15 protein-coding genes and 2 rRNA genes are annotated in these 14510 nt (G+C 34.3%); all 17 read left to right on the top strand.

The genetic code is table 11. The features are described 5' to 3' along the window. Positions 1–123 (top strand): 23S ribosomal RNA (locus SOY52_RS03860); the annotation flags it as partial. 68 nt (positions 124–191) lie between these two features. Then, positions 192–306: ribosomal RNA gene (rrf, locus tag SOY52_RS03855) — 5S ribosomal RNA — on the top strand. Positions 307–534: 228 nt separating this feature from the next. Further along, positions 535–1197: a GntR family transcriptional regulator gene (locus SOY52_RS03850; RefSeq protein WP_320847666.1), complete on the top strand. Its 663-nt coding sequence runs from the start codon at positions 535–537 to the stop codon at positions 1195–1197. Positions 1198–1214: 17 nt separating this feature from the next. Continuing rightward, a complete protein-coding gene (gene kduI / locus SOY52_RS03845; RefSeq protein WP_320847665.1) occupies positions 1215–2057 on the top strand; it encodes a 5-dehydro-4-deoxy-D-glucuronate isomerase in 843 nt (280 codons plus the stop codon). Between the two features lie 101 nt (positions 2058–2158). Beyond that, positions 2159–3649 (top strand): glycerol kinase GlpK, encoded by a 1491-nt coding sequence (gene glpK / locus SOY52_RS03840; protein WP_320847664.1) that lies wholly within the window; start codon positions 2159–2161, stop codon positions 3647–3649. A gap of 3 nt (positions 3650–3652) precedes the next feature. After that, positions 3653–4471 (top strand): diadenylate cyclase CdaA, encoded by an 819-nt coding sequence (gene cdaA / locus SOY52_RS03835; protein WP_320847663.1) that lies wholly within the window; start codon positions 3653–3655, stop codon positions 4469–4471. Continuing rightward, the gene (locus SOY52_RS03830; RefSeq protein WP_320847662.1) at positions 4455–4859 is read left to right on the top strand and encodes a hypothetical protein; all 405 of its coding nucleotides are present in this window, start codon (positions 4455–4457) and stop codon (positions 4857–4859) included. The genes cdaA and SOY52_RS03830 overlap by 17 nt, the downstream gene beginning before the upstream one ends. Then, positions 4859–5200, top strand: a complete 342-nt coding sequence (gene acpS, locus SOY52_RS03825) for a holo-ACP synthase (RefSeq protein WP_320847661.1) — start codon at positions 4859–4861, stop codon at positions 5198–5200. The genes SOY52_RS03830 and acpS overlap by 1 nt, the downstream gene beginning before the upstream one ends. Next, positions 5197–6045 carry a tRNA pseudouridine(38-40) synthase TruA gene (truA, locus tag SOY52_RS03820; protein ID WP_320847660.1) on the top strand — a complete coding sequence of 283 codons (849 nt, stop codon included), beginning with the start codon at positions 5197–5199 and terminating at the stop codon, positions 6043–6045. Before acpS ends, truA begins: the two co-directional genes overlap by 4 nt. After that, a complete protein-coding gene (locus SOY52_RS03815) occupies positions 6038–6715 on the top strand; it encodes a uracil-DNA glycosylase family protein (protein ID WP_320847659.1) in 678 nt (225 codons plus the stop codon). Before truA ends, SOY52_RS03815 begins: the two co-directional genes overlap by 8 nt. After that, on the top strand, positions 6709–8661 hold the full coding sequence (gene priA, locus SOY52_RS03810; protein ID WP_320847658.1) for a primosomal protein N': 1953 nt from the start codon (positions 6709–6711) through the stop codon (positions 8659–8661). The genes SOY52_RS03815 and priA overlap by 7 nt, the downstream gene beginning before the upstream one ends. 45 nt (positions 8662–8706) lie before the next feature. Continuing rightward, positions 8707–9210, top strand: coding sequence for a peptide deformylase (gene def, locus SOY52_RS03805; protein WP_320847657.1), 504 nt, complete (start codon positions 8707–8709; stop codon positions 9208–9210). Next, on the top strand, positions 9211–10140 hold the full coding sequence (locus SOY52_RS03800; RefSeq protein WP_320847656.1) for a methionyl-tRNA formyltransferase: 930 nt from the start codon (positions 9211–9213) through the stop codon (positions 10138–10140). Beyond that, the gene (locus SOY52_RS03795; protein ID WP_320847655.1) at positions 10137–12206 is read left to right on the top strand and encodes a patatin-like phospholipase family protein; all 2070 of its coding nucleotides are present in this window, start codon (positions 10137–10139) and stop codon (positions 12204–12206) included. The genes SOY52_RS03800 and SOY52_RS03795 overlap by 4 nt, the downstream gene beginning before the upstream one ends. Continuing rightward, on the top strand, positions 12203–13174 hold the full coding sequence (locus SOY52_RS03790; RefSeq protein ID WP_320847654.1) for a TIGR01212 family radical SAM protein: 972 nt from the start codon (positions 12203–12205) through the stop codon (positions 13172–13174). The genes SOY52_RS03795 and SOY52_RS03790 overlap by 4 nt, the downstream gene beginning before the upstream one ends. Positions 13175–13181: 7 nt before the next feature. Beyond that, positions 13182–13676, top strand: a complete 495-nt coding sequence (locus tag SOY52_RS03785; protein WP_320847653.1) for a hypothetical protein — start codon at positions 13182–13184, stop codon at positions 13674–13676. Further along, positions 13654–14499, top strand: coding sequence for a fumarate hydratase (locus SOY52_RS03780; protein ID WP_320847652.1), 846 nt, complete (start codon positions 13654–13656; stop codon positions 14497–14499). Before SOY52_RS03785 ends, SOY52_RS03780 begins: the two co-directional genes overlap by 23 nt. The last annotated feature ends 11 nt before the right edge of the window (positions 14500–14510 follow it).

The raw sequence follows: 14510 nt of genomic DNA, 5'->3' as shown, positions 1-14510 counted from the left end.
GACATCCCTGACTCTTTAAGAGTCCTAAAGGAACCAGTGAGACTAACTGGTTGATAGGCTGGAGGTATAAGCATGGTAACATGTTCAGCTTACCAGTACTAATAAGCCGTGAGGCTTGACCATATTATCGTTTTCGTTCCTAGAAAACACTTCACAAGTTGCTTAAGTCTCTTAAACAACTATGTGAATTTCCTGGTGACCATAGAGAAGTGGAAACACTCGTTCCCATCCCGAACACGATTAGTGAAACGCTTCTTCGCCGATGGTACTGCGGCTTGTCCGTGGGAGAGTAGGTCGTTGCCAGGTTTTTTTTCGCCTTCTTCACTGCTGTGAAAATTAGGTAGCAGTGTTTACATATATTTTTTCATAACCATCCTTCTCAGGGTGGTTAATTTTTTTTATATTCAACTTTTCTGATTTGTATACATTTTATTATATAAGTATTATTTTTCTTTTGAATTATTTTATTTTTGTTGACTGTACGCATTTTGTGTATTAAGATTTTAATATCTATAGAATGTTTTGGGGAAGCTAATGGCAGGATCTAAAGATATTGCAACTCAAATTTATGAAGATATTTCTCAAAAAATACTCTCTTTAGAGTATGAACCAGGTATGTCATTTTCTGAAAATGATATATGCGAAAAATACAATGCTTCAAGAACTCCTGTTAGATCTGCAATGCAACGTTTAGCAGATAAAGGATTAATTGATTTACTACCATATCAAAAGACAAGAGTTTCAAAAATTAATTTAGAAAGAGTTAAGCAGCTTGTTTATGCTCGCTCTGCTATAGAGGATAGAGTAATTAAAGACTTTATTAAGATTGATGATTTACTTCTAATTGAGGATGTAGAGCATTTAATTAGAAAGCAACAAATTGTATTAAATAGTGATGAAACTAATATTTCTCAATTCTATGAGCTTGATGCAAAGATGCATCGCCTTTGGTTTGAAGCTGTTAATGCATTAACTATTTGGGATTTTTTCCAGTCTTCAATACACTATACAAGACACCGTAAGGTTGATATCGTTGATTGCCACGCTATGCAAGTTGTAATTGAGGATCATAACAAAATATTACAAGCAATTAGAGATAAAAATACAGATTGTATTTATGATATTCTTCACGACCATTTATTTGGTGGTGTTGATAGAGTTTCAAAAAATAGTGAATTAGCAGGTTATTTTGCCTGAAAAATAGAGGAGATAATATGGATATTCGTTATTCAACAGGAAAGGAGCCATTTAAGAGAATGACTACAGAGGAATTAAGAGAAGAATTCCTCATTCAGAACGTATTTGTTAAAGATGATGTTTCATGTGTATATTCACATGTAGATAGAATTGTAACAATGGGCGTTATGCCTGTTGATGAGACTGTCAATTTAGCAAAGAACATCGACCCATGGAAGAACTTTGGTGTTACATATCTTCTTGAAAGAAGAGAGCTTGGAACAATCAATATCGGTGGTGATGGTGTTGCTATTATCGATGGTGAAGAAATTAAGGTTAACCACTATGATGCTCTCTATGTTCCAATGGGAACTAAGGAAGTTCTTTTCAAGAGTGTTAACAGTGCAGAGCCAGCTAAGTTCTATATCCTTACAGCTCCTGCTCACAAAGCTTATCCTCTCACAGTTATCCCATATGAGAAAGCAATTCATAAGCACCTTGGTAAGCTTGAAGATTCTAACGAGAGAACAATTAACCAATATATCCACCCAGATATTCTTGATACTTGTCAGCTATCAATGGGTTTAACACACCTTGAACCAGGTTCTGTATGGAATACAATGCCTGCTCATACACACGAAAGAAGAATGGAAGTATACTTCTACTTCGATATTCCTGAAAACCAAGCTGTATTCCACTTTATGGGTGAGCCAAATCAGACAAGACACATTGTAATGCACAATGATGAAGCTGTAATTAACCCAAGCTGGTCTATCCACTCTGGTTGTGGTACAACTAACTACACATTCATTTGGGGTATGGTTGGTGAAAACAGAGCTTATGACGACCAGGATTGGCTCAAGACTGAGGACTTAAGATAATTATTTGTAATAATTTTTATTTATGGGCACTGGATTATCAGTGCTCTTTTTAGTTTTCTGCTTTTATTTATTGTTTTATAATTAAAAAAAGAGGTAAAACAATGAACTATATCGGATCAATAGACCAAGGAACAACAAGTACCAGGTTTATTCTTTTTAATGAGAGAGGCGAGAGTGTTAGTACCCACCAGCTTGAACATAAACAATATTATCCTCAACCAGGATATGTTGAGCACGATCCAGAAGAAATATGGAAAAACACTAAAACAGTAATTAGAGAGGCTATTAGAAAAAGCGGTATTAACGTAAAAGATTTAAAAGGTCTTGGTATTACTAATCAACGTGAAACTATTATTCCTTTTGACCCAACTACTGGCGAAGTCTTACATAACGCAATAGTTTGGCAGGATTTGAGAGCAAGTAGTATAGTTGACTCTTTTAAAGAACTAATAAGTGCTGAAGAGCTTAGAGAGCGAACAGGCTTACTATTTTCACCATACTTTTCTGCGTCTAAAATAGTATGGTTAATTAATAATGTTCCACTTGTTAGAGAGCGTCTTGAAGAAGGAAGATGTATTTTTGGTACAATTGATACCTTTTTAGCCTTCCGTTTAACAGGGAGAATTATAACTGATGCAACTAATGCCTCTCGTTATATGTTAATGAATATAAAAACATTACAATGGGATGAAAAATTATTAAATCTTTTTAATATCCCTAAATCTGCACTTCCGGAAATTGTCCCATCAATGGGAGAAATTTATGGTTATGCAAATATCGAAGGTAAGAAAATTCCTCTATGTGGAATATTAGGTGACCAACAGGCCGCTTTATTTGGTCAAGCATGTTTTAATGAAGGTGAAGCAAAATGTACCTATGGAACAGGCTGCTTCATGCTTGTAAATACAGGTGAAAAGCTCTGCTATTCTTCTAAAGGATTAGTTAGCACAGTTGCTTTCTTACAAAAAGGTCAAAAGCCTGTATATGCTTTGGAGGGCTCAATAGCTATTGCAGGTTCGCTTGTTCAGTGGGTTAGAGATAACTTGAAGATGGTATCAAATGCAAAAGAGCTGGATGAGCTTGCTTCTTCTGTTTCAGATTGCGGTGGCGTATATATAGTTCCAGCATTCTCAGGCCTTTTTGCCCCACACTGGAGAAGTGATGCAAGAGGTGTAATTGCTGGATTAACAGGATATGTAAATCGTGCTCATATTTGTCGAGCAGTCCTTGAGGCTACTGCATTTCAAGCAAATGATATTTTTGAAGCAATGAACTATGATTCCGGAATAACTTTAAAGTCTCTCAAGGTTGATGGAGGCTTAACAAACTCAATTCCTTTAATGGAATTTCAGTCTGATATACTATCAATTCCTGTAATTAGACCAAGAATTACAGAAACTACCGCTCTAGGTGCTGCTTTTGCTGCAGGACTTAGCGTTGACATTTGGCAAAATCGAGAAAATCTGTCAAGATACTGGAAGGAACAGCTCAGGTGGACTCCTTCAATGGATGAGAAGACAAGAGAAAATAAAATTCTTTTCTGGAGAAAGGCGGTATCTAGAACTCTGAACTGGGCCTCGAATAAGGAATGATATATGTTTAGTTTAGGTGATTCCACATATATACTGCTTTATGCAAAGGATTTAATTCAAATATTAATCCTTGCATGGGTTTTGTATAAACTTTATGTGGCGATTTCTGCAACAAAAATAACCCAGTTAGTATTAGTACTACTTTCATATGCGTTATTCTTTTGTGTTTGTTACATATTAGATTTTGACTTCTTACTATTCTTATACAAAAAGATAACGCTACCATTATTAATGTTCTTCTGTATTATTTATCACCCTGAATTTAGAAGAGCTTTTACAACTCTTTTCTCAGGGCGTGCAAGATTATTTAGAATTGGTTCTCAAACTACCGTTGAGCAAATCGATACAATTTTAAATGCTTGTGAGAACTTAGTACAAGTTAAGAGAGGTGCATTAATAATCTTCCCTCGTCATACTGATATAAAAACTGTAATAGACTCAGGAACAAAGCTAAATGCAGACCTTTCTTCTTCTTTAATTTGTACAATATTCGACCATGATACACCTCTTCACGATGGAGCTTTAGTTGTGCAAGGTGGAAAAATAGTTGCAGCATCATGTTACCTTCCTCTCTCAGCTCAAACGGGTATTAATGCAAGTTATGGAACTAGACACCGTGCAGCATTAGGTTTAGCAGAAGATTCTGATGCAGTAATTATTATTGTTTCTGAAGAAAATGGTGCTATGTCGTTAGCATATAATGCAAATATCTACTACGATTTGGACCGTGAGACTATCAAAAAGGTTGTACTTGCATTGATGAGTTATCATGATGTAACTCCAATGGATGTTAAGGAGGATGAAGATGAAACAAAGAAATAAAGGCTTTGCCTCCTTCTTATCTGCTTGGGTTCCAAGAATGATAGCACTCATATTGGCATTTTTAATCTTTGCAGCTGTAAAGTATCTAAATATGACCGATAGAGTAATCACAATACCTCTATCTGTTACATTACCATCTGCAGAGATTGTAGTTCCTGAATCATTAGTGCCATCAAAGACTGAGATTATTATTAGTGGAAATGATGAATTGATTTACCTTGTTGATGCTACCTCTATTACTGCAGAAGCTGACTTTTCACAGGTAACAGCTAGTGGAATATCAAGAGTTCCAGTCAAGGTATCATACAACAGTGATGCATTTTTAGACGCATCTCTCAGTGTACGTGCTAACCCTGATTCTGTCAGGATTCTATTTAGGGAGCCTTAATGCTTTCAACAGGAATAGACATTGTAGCTAACTCAAGATTTTCTAATCCATCAGAAAGACTTTTAGAACATCTTTTTACTAACTATGAATTAGAAAAAGGCGTACAAAAAAGTGAATACTATGCTTCTCGCTTTGCTGCTAAGGAAGCATTTGTAAAAGCTTTAGGTACAGGCTTTATCCCTCAAGTTACACCTAAAGATATTGAAATTAGGTGTGATGATTTGGGAAAGCCTTACTTTGTTTTATATAATGGAGCAAAAGAAAGAATAAAAGGTAGAGAGATTTCTCTTTCTATTTCTCATGAAAAAGAATATTCAGTTGCCATGGTGGTAATTTTATGAGCAGAAAGGATTGGAGGAGACCAGAACTTACTCCTCTTGATGATAATTTAAAAAGAATTAAGTTAGTTGTTAGTTATGATGGTTCTGCTTTTCATGGTTGGCAAAGTCAAGATAATGCTGTAAGTGTTCAACAAACTATTTTAGATGCATTAAAACAAATGGGTATTGATACCATCTTGCAAGGTTCAGGAAGAACAGATAGTGGGGTTCATGCACTCCATCAAGTATGCCATTTTGACATTCCAAAAGATAATAAGATTCCTCCTGAAAGATTTGCTATTGCATTAAATACTATACTTCCAAAAACGGTAAAAGTAATATCTAGTGAAGAAGTTGATGGCACATTTCATGCTCGTTTCACAACAATGGCTAGAGAGTATAACTACTATGCAAAAGCGATAAACGATGCTCTTCCTTTTGATGAGGGGTATGTTGGCTTATTTAAAAAGCTTCCATCACTTGAATTATTAAATCAATATGCTACTGTACTTAGGGGAACTCATGACTTTACAACCTTCTCAGCAGCACGAGATGAAAGCCCTTCAAAGTATCGTGATATCTATGAATCAAGTTGGAAAGAGGAGTATGACCGATTTGGGAAAAGGGTATTAGTATATAAGGTTGTTGGCAACGCCTTTTTGTACCATCAAGTAAGATCAATGGTCGGTACTATGATTCAAGCAGGAAATAAAGGCGAGGATATAGATACATTTAAAGCACGTTTAGATAGCTGCTTGCGCTCAAATGCATTAACTACTGCCCCTAGTGATGGATTATACCTTGCTAGAATTACATATGATGAAAACGAATATGCTTGGTTTGAGGAGGAGTGCAAAGATGAATGAAGCTGGGTATGAGTATTTTTTATCACTCCTGGATGATGCTAAGAGAGTTGTATGTAATGACACTTTGGGTGAAAGCAATCCTTTTGTTGATTATACAATTGAAAAGAAAGAAGAAGCCATCATAAACAAAACAAGTGATAAGCCAGTATCTTTAAAGGATCTATATTTAAATTGTCACTCCTGCAATAACTGGATTAACAGAGATCATAGGTGTTTAGTAGGAAGGGGAGCTCTACATCCATTAGTACTATTTGTGGTTGATAAAACCTTAGATAGTGGAGCAATGCTATCAGCAGAAGATGGTGTAATGATCAACACGTGGTCAAATGCAATTAAGCTTGAAAAAACCAAAGAATGCCATTTAACATCTATTATTAAATGTCCAGGAGAAAGCTCTGAAGTAAATGATGATTGCATCAAAATATTAAAAGAGCAAGTAAAGTCTTTAAGTCCAAAGGTTGTTTTCTTCTTGGGAAATTTAGGTGCAAAAATTCTTGGGTTTGACTCAATTGAAAAGGCAAGAGAGAATGTATCAGAGTTTGAAGGTGCTGTTGCTGTAGTATCATATCCACCTATGATGGTTCAAAGAGATCCAAGGCTTAAGGCTTCAATATGGAACGATTTAAAAAAGGTTGCCTTTTATGCAGGAATTAAGGAGAGAAGATGCTAGTTGAGGTTTATCTTCCAATACCATTAAAAGATAGCTTTACATACCGCATTAAGGATGGTGAAACCACCTTTGGATGCCGAGTTAGTGTACCATTTGGTGGTAGAAAACTAGTAGGCTATGTAGTAGAAGTATGTGAAGATAAGCAATTAGATTATGAAGTAAAAAGTATCTTAAAGGTAATTGATAAAACTCCTGTATTTACTAAAGAGCTTCTAGATACAGCTATGTGGATGAGTAAGGTTTATATTTCATCACCAGGTCAAATATTATCAATGATGATTCCTTCTGGAAAGAGAGAAACTGAAAGTGCACTCTTTAGTGAGGAGACTGACTTTACTCCGATAAAAAAATTATCACAAGAACAGCAAGATGCCTTAGAGGAAATTGTAAATAACCCTGGTGATACTTTCTATCTTTATGGGGTAACTGGATCAGGGAAGAGTGAAGTATACCTACGAGCTGCTGAAGAAGTAATAAAGCAAAAAAAAGGAGTAATTTACTTAGTTCCTGAAATAACACTCACACATCAATTAATGGCTGATATTTCAAAGCGATTTTCTAATCGTGTAGCATTATTACACTCAGCATTAACTCCATCACAAAGATTAAAGCACTGGCATAGAATTATCTCAGGGGAAGCTGATATAGCAATTGGAGCTCGTTCAGCAGTATTTGCTCCATTTAGTAATCTTGGGTTGATAATAATAGATGAGGAGCATGAAAATTCATATAAAAGTGGACAAACTCCACGCTTTCATGCAAGACAAGTTGCCCAAAAGAGAGCAGCTGACTTTAATGCCACTTTAATAATGGGCTCTGCAACACCTTCATTGGAAGCATACCTTTCAATGAAGAAAGGGTTAATGAAACGCTTAGATTTAAGAAATAAGGTTGCTGGAGGCAAAGATCCTAAAGTAATGGTTGTTAACATGCTTAAGGAAAACAGAACCATCTCAAGAGAACTTGAAGAAGAGATAAGAAGTGCTTTAAGCGATAAAGCTGGAGTTATCTTATTTTTAAATAGAAGAGGATATACCTATTACTATCACTGTAACTCCTGTGGGCATGTTATTGAGTGTCCTAACTGTTCAATTGCACTTACATACCATAAAAATAGTGAAAGCATGGTTTGTCACTACTGTGGATACTCAGAGCATTTAGTCGCAACATGTCCTAAATGTGGATCTCATGATTTAGCTGTAAAGGGCTTTGGAACTGAAAGAGTTGAGGAGGAAGCAAAAAAGCTTTTTCCATCAGCTACTATTGCTCGCCTAGATACCGATATTGCAACTGCTGATAAAGAAAAAGTTAAGCAAACTATAGACCAGTTTAAAAAGGGCGAAATAGATATCCTTTTAGGAACGCAAATGGTTGCCAAAGGATTAAACTTTCCTCGTCTAAGACTTGTAGGAGTTATTTTAGCTGATAGCACATTATCAATTCCTGATTTTAGAGCAGAGGAGCGAACATTCTCTTTACTTGAACAGGTAAAAGGTAGAGCAGGACGTTATCGTGATGATGGAAGAGTTGTAATTCAAACATATCGTATTGATAATAGTGCGATAAAAGCAGTAAGAGATAATAAAGTAAATGAGTTCTATGAAGAAGAATTAAAGGTAAGAAAGGAGTTAAATTTCCCTCCATATTCTCGATTAGTTTCATTAACGCTAAGAAGTAGAAATGAAAATAGTGTTAAATCTGCTGCCGATAACCTGTATATGCTTCTTGAAAAAGCAATAGAGAAGTCAAAATATGATGATGTCTCTGTAATAGGGCTCAATCCTTGTATAATTTACAAAAAAGCTACGAATTATCGCTATCAAGTATTGTTATCATCAGCAAATTTTATTCATTTAAATACTTTAATTACCGTTACTTTGGAACATTACCATACTCCATCTAATGTATATATCGAAATTGATGTAGATCCATTAAGCTTACTATAGTCTTTTGGTTGACCCAAAAGCCTTATCTTGATTATATTTTCTACTATGCTTGATATTTATAAATTAGGAGAGGATGTATTATATACTCCTACAGAAAAGGTAAAGAAGTTTGACAGCGCACTTAAAATGTTAATTGATGCGATGTTTGATACAATGGATGAAGCAGATGGAGTAGGCCTTGCTGGTCCTCAGGTCGGTGTTTCTCAAAAACTATTTGTAGTTGATGATCGAAAAGGTAATAGAATTGCATTTATTAACCCTGAAATTATCGAGACAAGTGTTGAAGTTGGCCCATATGAGGAAGGTTGTCTTTCTGTTCCAGGTGTTTATCACGATGTAATTAGACCTCTTGGGGTAACTGTTCAAGCTCAAGATGTAAATGGAAAGGCTTTTACAATAAAAGCTACTGGACTACTTGCTAGAATTATTCAGCATGAAAATGACCATTTAAATGCAAAATTATTCATTGACCGTTTAAGTGAAGATGATAGAGCAATGATGGTCAAGGTTTATGAAAGAAAAAATAAAACTAAGAAGAGGAAGAAATAGGTGAAGATCCTTTTTGCTGCAACTGGTGAGATTGCATTAGATACCTTAGAAGAGCTAAATAAGCAGGGCTTAATTGGTGCATGCTTAACAAGTCCTGATAAGAGAGGAAAAAGAGGTAATTCTTTAATTCCTTCTCCAATAAAAAAACGAGCTCTAGAGTTAGGCTTAGAAGTATTAACATTTGAACATTTAAATCTTGAGGCAAGAAAAGCAGTTAAATTAACCTCCTGCGATACTCTTGTATCATTTTGCTATGGAAAGATTTTTGGGCCTAAATTTTTAGCTTTATTTGAGAAAACCTTTAATATCCATCCATCTATACTACCAAAGTATAGAGGATGTGCTCCAATTAAAGAAACAATACTTGCGCAAGATAGAGAGTGTGGAATATCAATTCAGGAAATTGCTCTTAAGTGTGATGAAGGTGATATCTACTCAAGTATTACATTCCCTCTTTTAGGAACTGAAACAGAAGAAGGACTTTCTAATATTGTTTCTAAAGAAGCAGCAAAATTAGCAGTTAATGTATTAACTAACCTAGAGTCTTTTGAGAAAAAAAGCCAAGTAGGTGATGTTTCTTGGTCATATTTAACTCAAAAGGAAGAAGCAAGGTTATCGCTTGAAGATGATTTTAAAACAATACATGCAAAGATAAGAGCATATTACCCATGGCCAAAAGCTTACTTAATGTGGAAGGATGAACCTATTTATTTATGTGGCGTTTTTGAGAGTGTATTTAACCTTCAAGAAGAAAATGTCAGTGAAGAAATTGGTAAAGTAATTTCACTTGATAAAGCAAAGGGATTAAAGATTGCCTTTAAAGGTGGATATCTTTATATTTCACGTTTGCAAAGACCAACAAAAAAAGAGCTATCAGCTGCTGATTTTGTAAATGGTAATAGAGATATTATTGGAGCTGTACTATCGTGAAAAGAGTCCTCTTACTCTTTTTTATAACTATATTTGCCCCTATTTTAGTCTTTTCTTCAAGGCCTAAGATTGCCTTAGTGCTTTCAGGTGGAGGTGCTAGAGGAATTAGTCAAATTCCAATAATTAAGGAGCTTGAGAGTAGAGGAATTTATCCAGATTATGTCTGTGGAACAAGTATAGGTGCACTAATAGGTGCACTATACTCTGCGGGCTATAGTGGTGAAGAAATTGAAAAAATAGTTAAGGAAGAAAACCTAACCGATATAGTCTTTAATATAAGAAGCGAAGAAAAACCTATAGAGAGACCTTATTCAGACTATGATAGGACTCAATTAACACTAAGTATTACAAATAGTGGAATTGGTTTAAATAACTCTATCCTAGATGATTCAAATATCGAAGGCTTAATTAGAAGAAAGCTTGCAAAAGTAATTGATGTTAAATCTTTTGATGAGCTTTCAATACCATTTAGATGTGTTGGAACCGACTTTACTACAGGGGAAGCTATTGTATTTTCTGAAGACTTATATACAGCACTCCGTTCTTCAATGTCATTACCATTAGTTTTTGCACCTCAGCAGTTAGCTGATGGAAGGTATGTTGTAGATGGAGGAATGGCAGATAACCTTCCATCTTCAATTGCTCGAGCTCTTGGCGCAGATATTGTGATTGCTATCGATGTAAATGATAGCGTTAGAGCAAATGCAACAGAGCCAAAGTATTTAGAAACTCTTTCAGGGGTAGCAACCCAATTTGTAATTCTAGTTTCAATGGGAAATGTTAGAAATGAGCATGAAGTTAGTGATTATGTTTTAATCCCTGATACAAGTAATATAGGTGTAATTGACTTTTACTCTGTAGATGAAATATTAGCAATTGGAAATAATTGTGTTAAAGAAAATAAAACTGTATTTGACTCTCTTGAAGAGGATTTAAAGGAATACTTACCTCTTAACAAACCAAAAAGCTACAGTGAGTTACCATACATCCAAGTAAAAGAAGTTGTTTTTCCTAATGAATTAATTAAATACGATAAGCTATTTAGCTATTTTAATAATAGAGAATATGATGAGTCTTATGTATCAAGTCTATCGAGTCTTTTAAAACAATTAAAGGAAAGAGAGAATTTAAAAAGTATAAGCTATAAAATAGTTGATAATAAATTAATAATTTCTACTTCAAAGTATGATGATAGAGTTGTAAATCTATCTATAGGACTTTCAAGTGACCTTTCTTTTAGAACAAATTTTAAGGATGGCTACATCTTCTTAAGTCCAAGCGTTACATTAGGAGCCACATATTTTACTGAATATGGAAAGATAAGTGGAAGTATGAAAATTGGAAGTATCAATTTACTTTCATTTGAGTACTCTTATCCTCTAGTTGATCACTTAGATATAGCATTTTTATTAGAAGGTGGTTTTGGATCTTACTCAGTTTCTTCAATTACCAGTTTGAAAAATCATGAAGTAAGCCAAGATGGTAGACTTTCATTTACAACTCTTTTTACAAATCATATTTCTAATAATAAGCGTTTAGATTTCTCTATTTTTGCAGATTATACTTCCTTTGATGTCTTTTCTAATAAAAGCTTTTTATATCGACTAGGAGGTGGTTTTACATATACATCGAAATCAAATTACTACCAATTAAATGTAAAACTATTTGCAGGATACAATAATAATTTATTTTATGATGCAAAGTATGACCTTTCTATATATTTAAATAAGGTTAATATCGCACTATCATTAAGTGCTATTAGAGATGATATTAGATTAGCATCCTCATATAATATCGACCTCTTTTCTGATCTTTCAAAGGATAGAATAATGGGTGAAGTTTCTTATAATCTATATGAAAATAAATATTTGAAGTTATCACTTGGGGGCTTTATTAACTTTACGGATTTAAATAATAATTCAATTTTCCCATTTACCATGTTAAATGATATTTCATTTGGACCAATTATTAATTTAAGTCTATACAGCGCTGATGTTTTTGATATAAATCTAAACCTTGCTATATCATCAAAAAATAAATTATCTATAGGGTTATACATTAGATGAGGTGGCTTACTTATTCTTCTTATTTAGATGAAAAGTATGGTAAAAAGCTCTATCGCGTTGGTGTCGATGGTGGTTTTTCATGTCCTAATAGAGATAAAGATGGAAGTAAAGGTTGTATTTTCTGCGATGGAAGTGGTGCTGTAGCTGTTTATCAAAGGACCTTTGAAAAAGGATATGAACTAAAGAAAGAACTATTAAAAGCAAGGATAGCAGGAATTGAAGAGCAAGTTAAAAGAGGGCTTAGCTTTATAAAACGTAGGTACAAGGCAGATGAAGCAGCTCTATACTTTCAGTCATACTCAAATACCTATGATAGTGTTGAAAACCTAAAAAAAGTATATGACTATGCATTAAGCTTATATGATTTTAGACAGTTAATAGTATCTACAAGACCTGATTTACTATCAAATGAAGTGTGTGAATTGCTTAAAAGTTATGAAACTGAAAATAGAGATGTTTGGGTAGAATTAGGACTTCAAAGTGCTAATGATGATACACTAAAGAAGATTAATCGTGGGCATGATGTAGAGTGTTTTATTTCTGCAGTTAAGAGAGCTAAAGCACATGGTTTACACGTCACAGCTCATGTTTTACTAATGCCAAGCTATGATGATTTATCAAGCATTGATAAACTAATAAAAATAATAAATGACACTAATTGTGATGGTATTAAAATTCATAACATCCACATTACTCATAACACTGAACTTGAAAGAAGATATTTAGAAGAAGGTTGCTTTGCTTCTATTAGTTATAAACGTCATATTATGTTACTTTCATACATTATTTCGAGGTTAAAAAGTAATATCATAATTGAACGTTTAATGACAGAAACCCCAAGAGCAAGGTTGGTATATCCAATAATATATCCAGATAAACGAGATTTAATTGAGGATTTGGAAGCCTACATGGAAGAAAATAATCTTTTTCAAGGTTGTCTGTTACCTTCTTTGGAAAATGGAGTTTAAATTAAATATGCAGTTATCAATCAAAAAAACAGTTAGAGCTATTGGTGTTGTGCTTCTATCTATTTCTATTGTATTAATAATTACTTTTTCTTTCTTTTCTTTTTCTTCAGTACCTGAAGAATTGATATCAAATGATAAGATTGCTCACTCAATAGCATATACAGCTCTTGGATTTTCCCTTTTTTTAACTTTAGTTCACCTTCCAGCATTTATGGAAGCACGTAAAGAGAGAAAGAGTGGGGATAAGAGTATTATTTTTATTTCTTACAATACTAAGACAATTGCACTCTCAATTACTATAGGAACTCTATTAGGCTTAGTAATAGAATTATTACAGCCAATTGCTGGAAGAAATTGTGAATTATTAGATCTTGCTGCAGATTTCTTAGGCTTGGTATTAGGTGTAGCGATAGGTATCATATTACTAGATATGTTTCTATCACTGGTAATGGATAAAACTGTTTGGTATGATGTAATGCATGAAACTGAGCAAAAGCATTGAAAATGCACTTTCATCAGCGGTAAGAATATTACCAGATGATGTTGAAAAAGCAATTAAAAGAGCTGATAGTATTGAAACTGGTTCTTTAGGTAAAGTCGTTCTTGATAACATACTCAAGAATATCGAAGTAAGTAAAGAGACCCTTCTTCCTCTCTGCCAAGATACAGGAATGTTTTGGGTTTTGGTTAGTGTAGGTAAAAAAGCAAAGTTTAATATGTCTCTCCTTGAAAATGAAATAAATCAAGGATGTAAAGCTGCTGCTAAAAATGCCTACTTTAGAAAAAGTGTTGTAAAGGACCCCCTTTTTGATAGAACCAATACAGCAAATAACTTACCTATAGTAATTAATTATGAATTAGTAGAGGGTTCTGATATTACAATTAGAATACTTCTTAAGGGCTTTGGAAGTGAAAACTGTTCATCCGTAAGAATGCTAAATCCAACAGCAAGTGAAAGTGATGTTGTTGCCGCTGTCGTTGATATAATGAAAAAAGCGGGAGGAAAACCTTGTCCTCCTGTTTTCTTAGGTGTAGGTATTGGTGGTACAATGGATAAAGCCGCTTTCTTAAGTAAGAAGGCTCTACTAAGAGAGGACTCTAATCCAGATAAAAGATATCGAGAGCTAGAGAATAAGATTAGACAAGCAGTTAATGAGCTTCACATTGGACCAGGTGGACTTGGAGGGGACAACACTTGTTTGTCTGTTGCAATTGAAAGTTTTGCAACTCACATTGCAGGTCTTCCTGTTGCAGTTACAGTAAATTGCCACGCAGAACGTAGAGCAACAGTTATTGTATTAGGAGGTTATGATGGTAACTCTTAATCTTCCATTTA

This window comes from Bullifex sp., assembly GCF_034103065.1.
GTDB lineage: Bacteria > Spirochaetota > Spirochaetia > Sphaerochaetales > Sphaerochaetaceae > Bullifex.
This window is presented reverse-complemented; position numbering and strand designations above follow the sequence as displayed.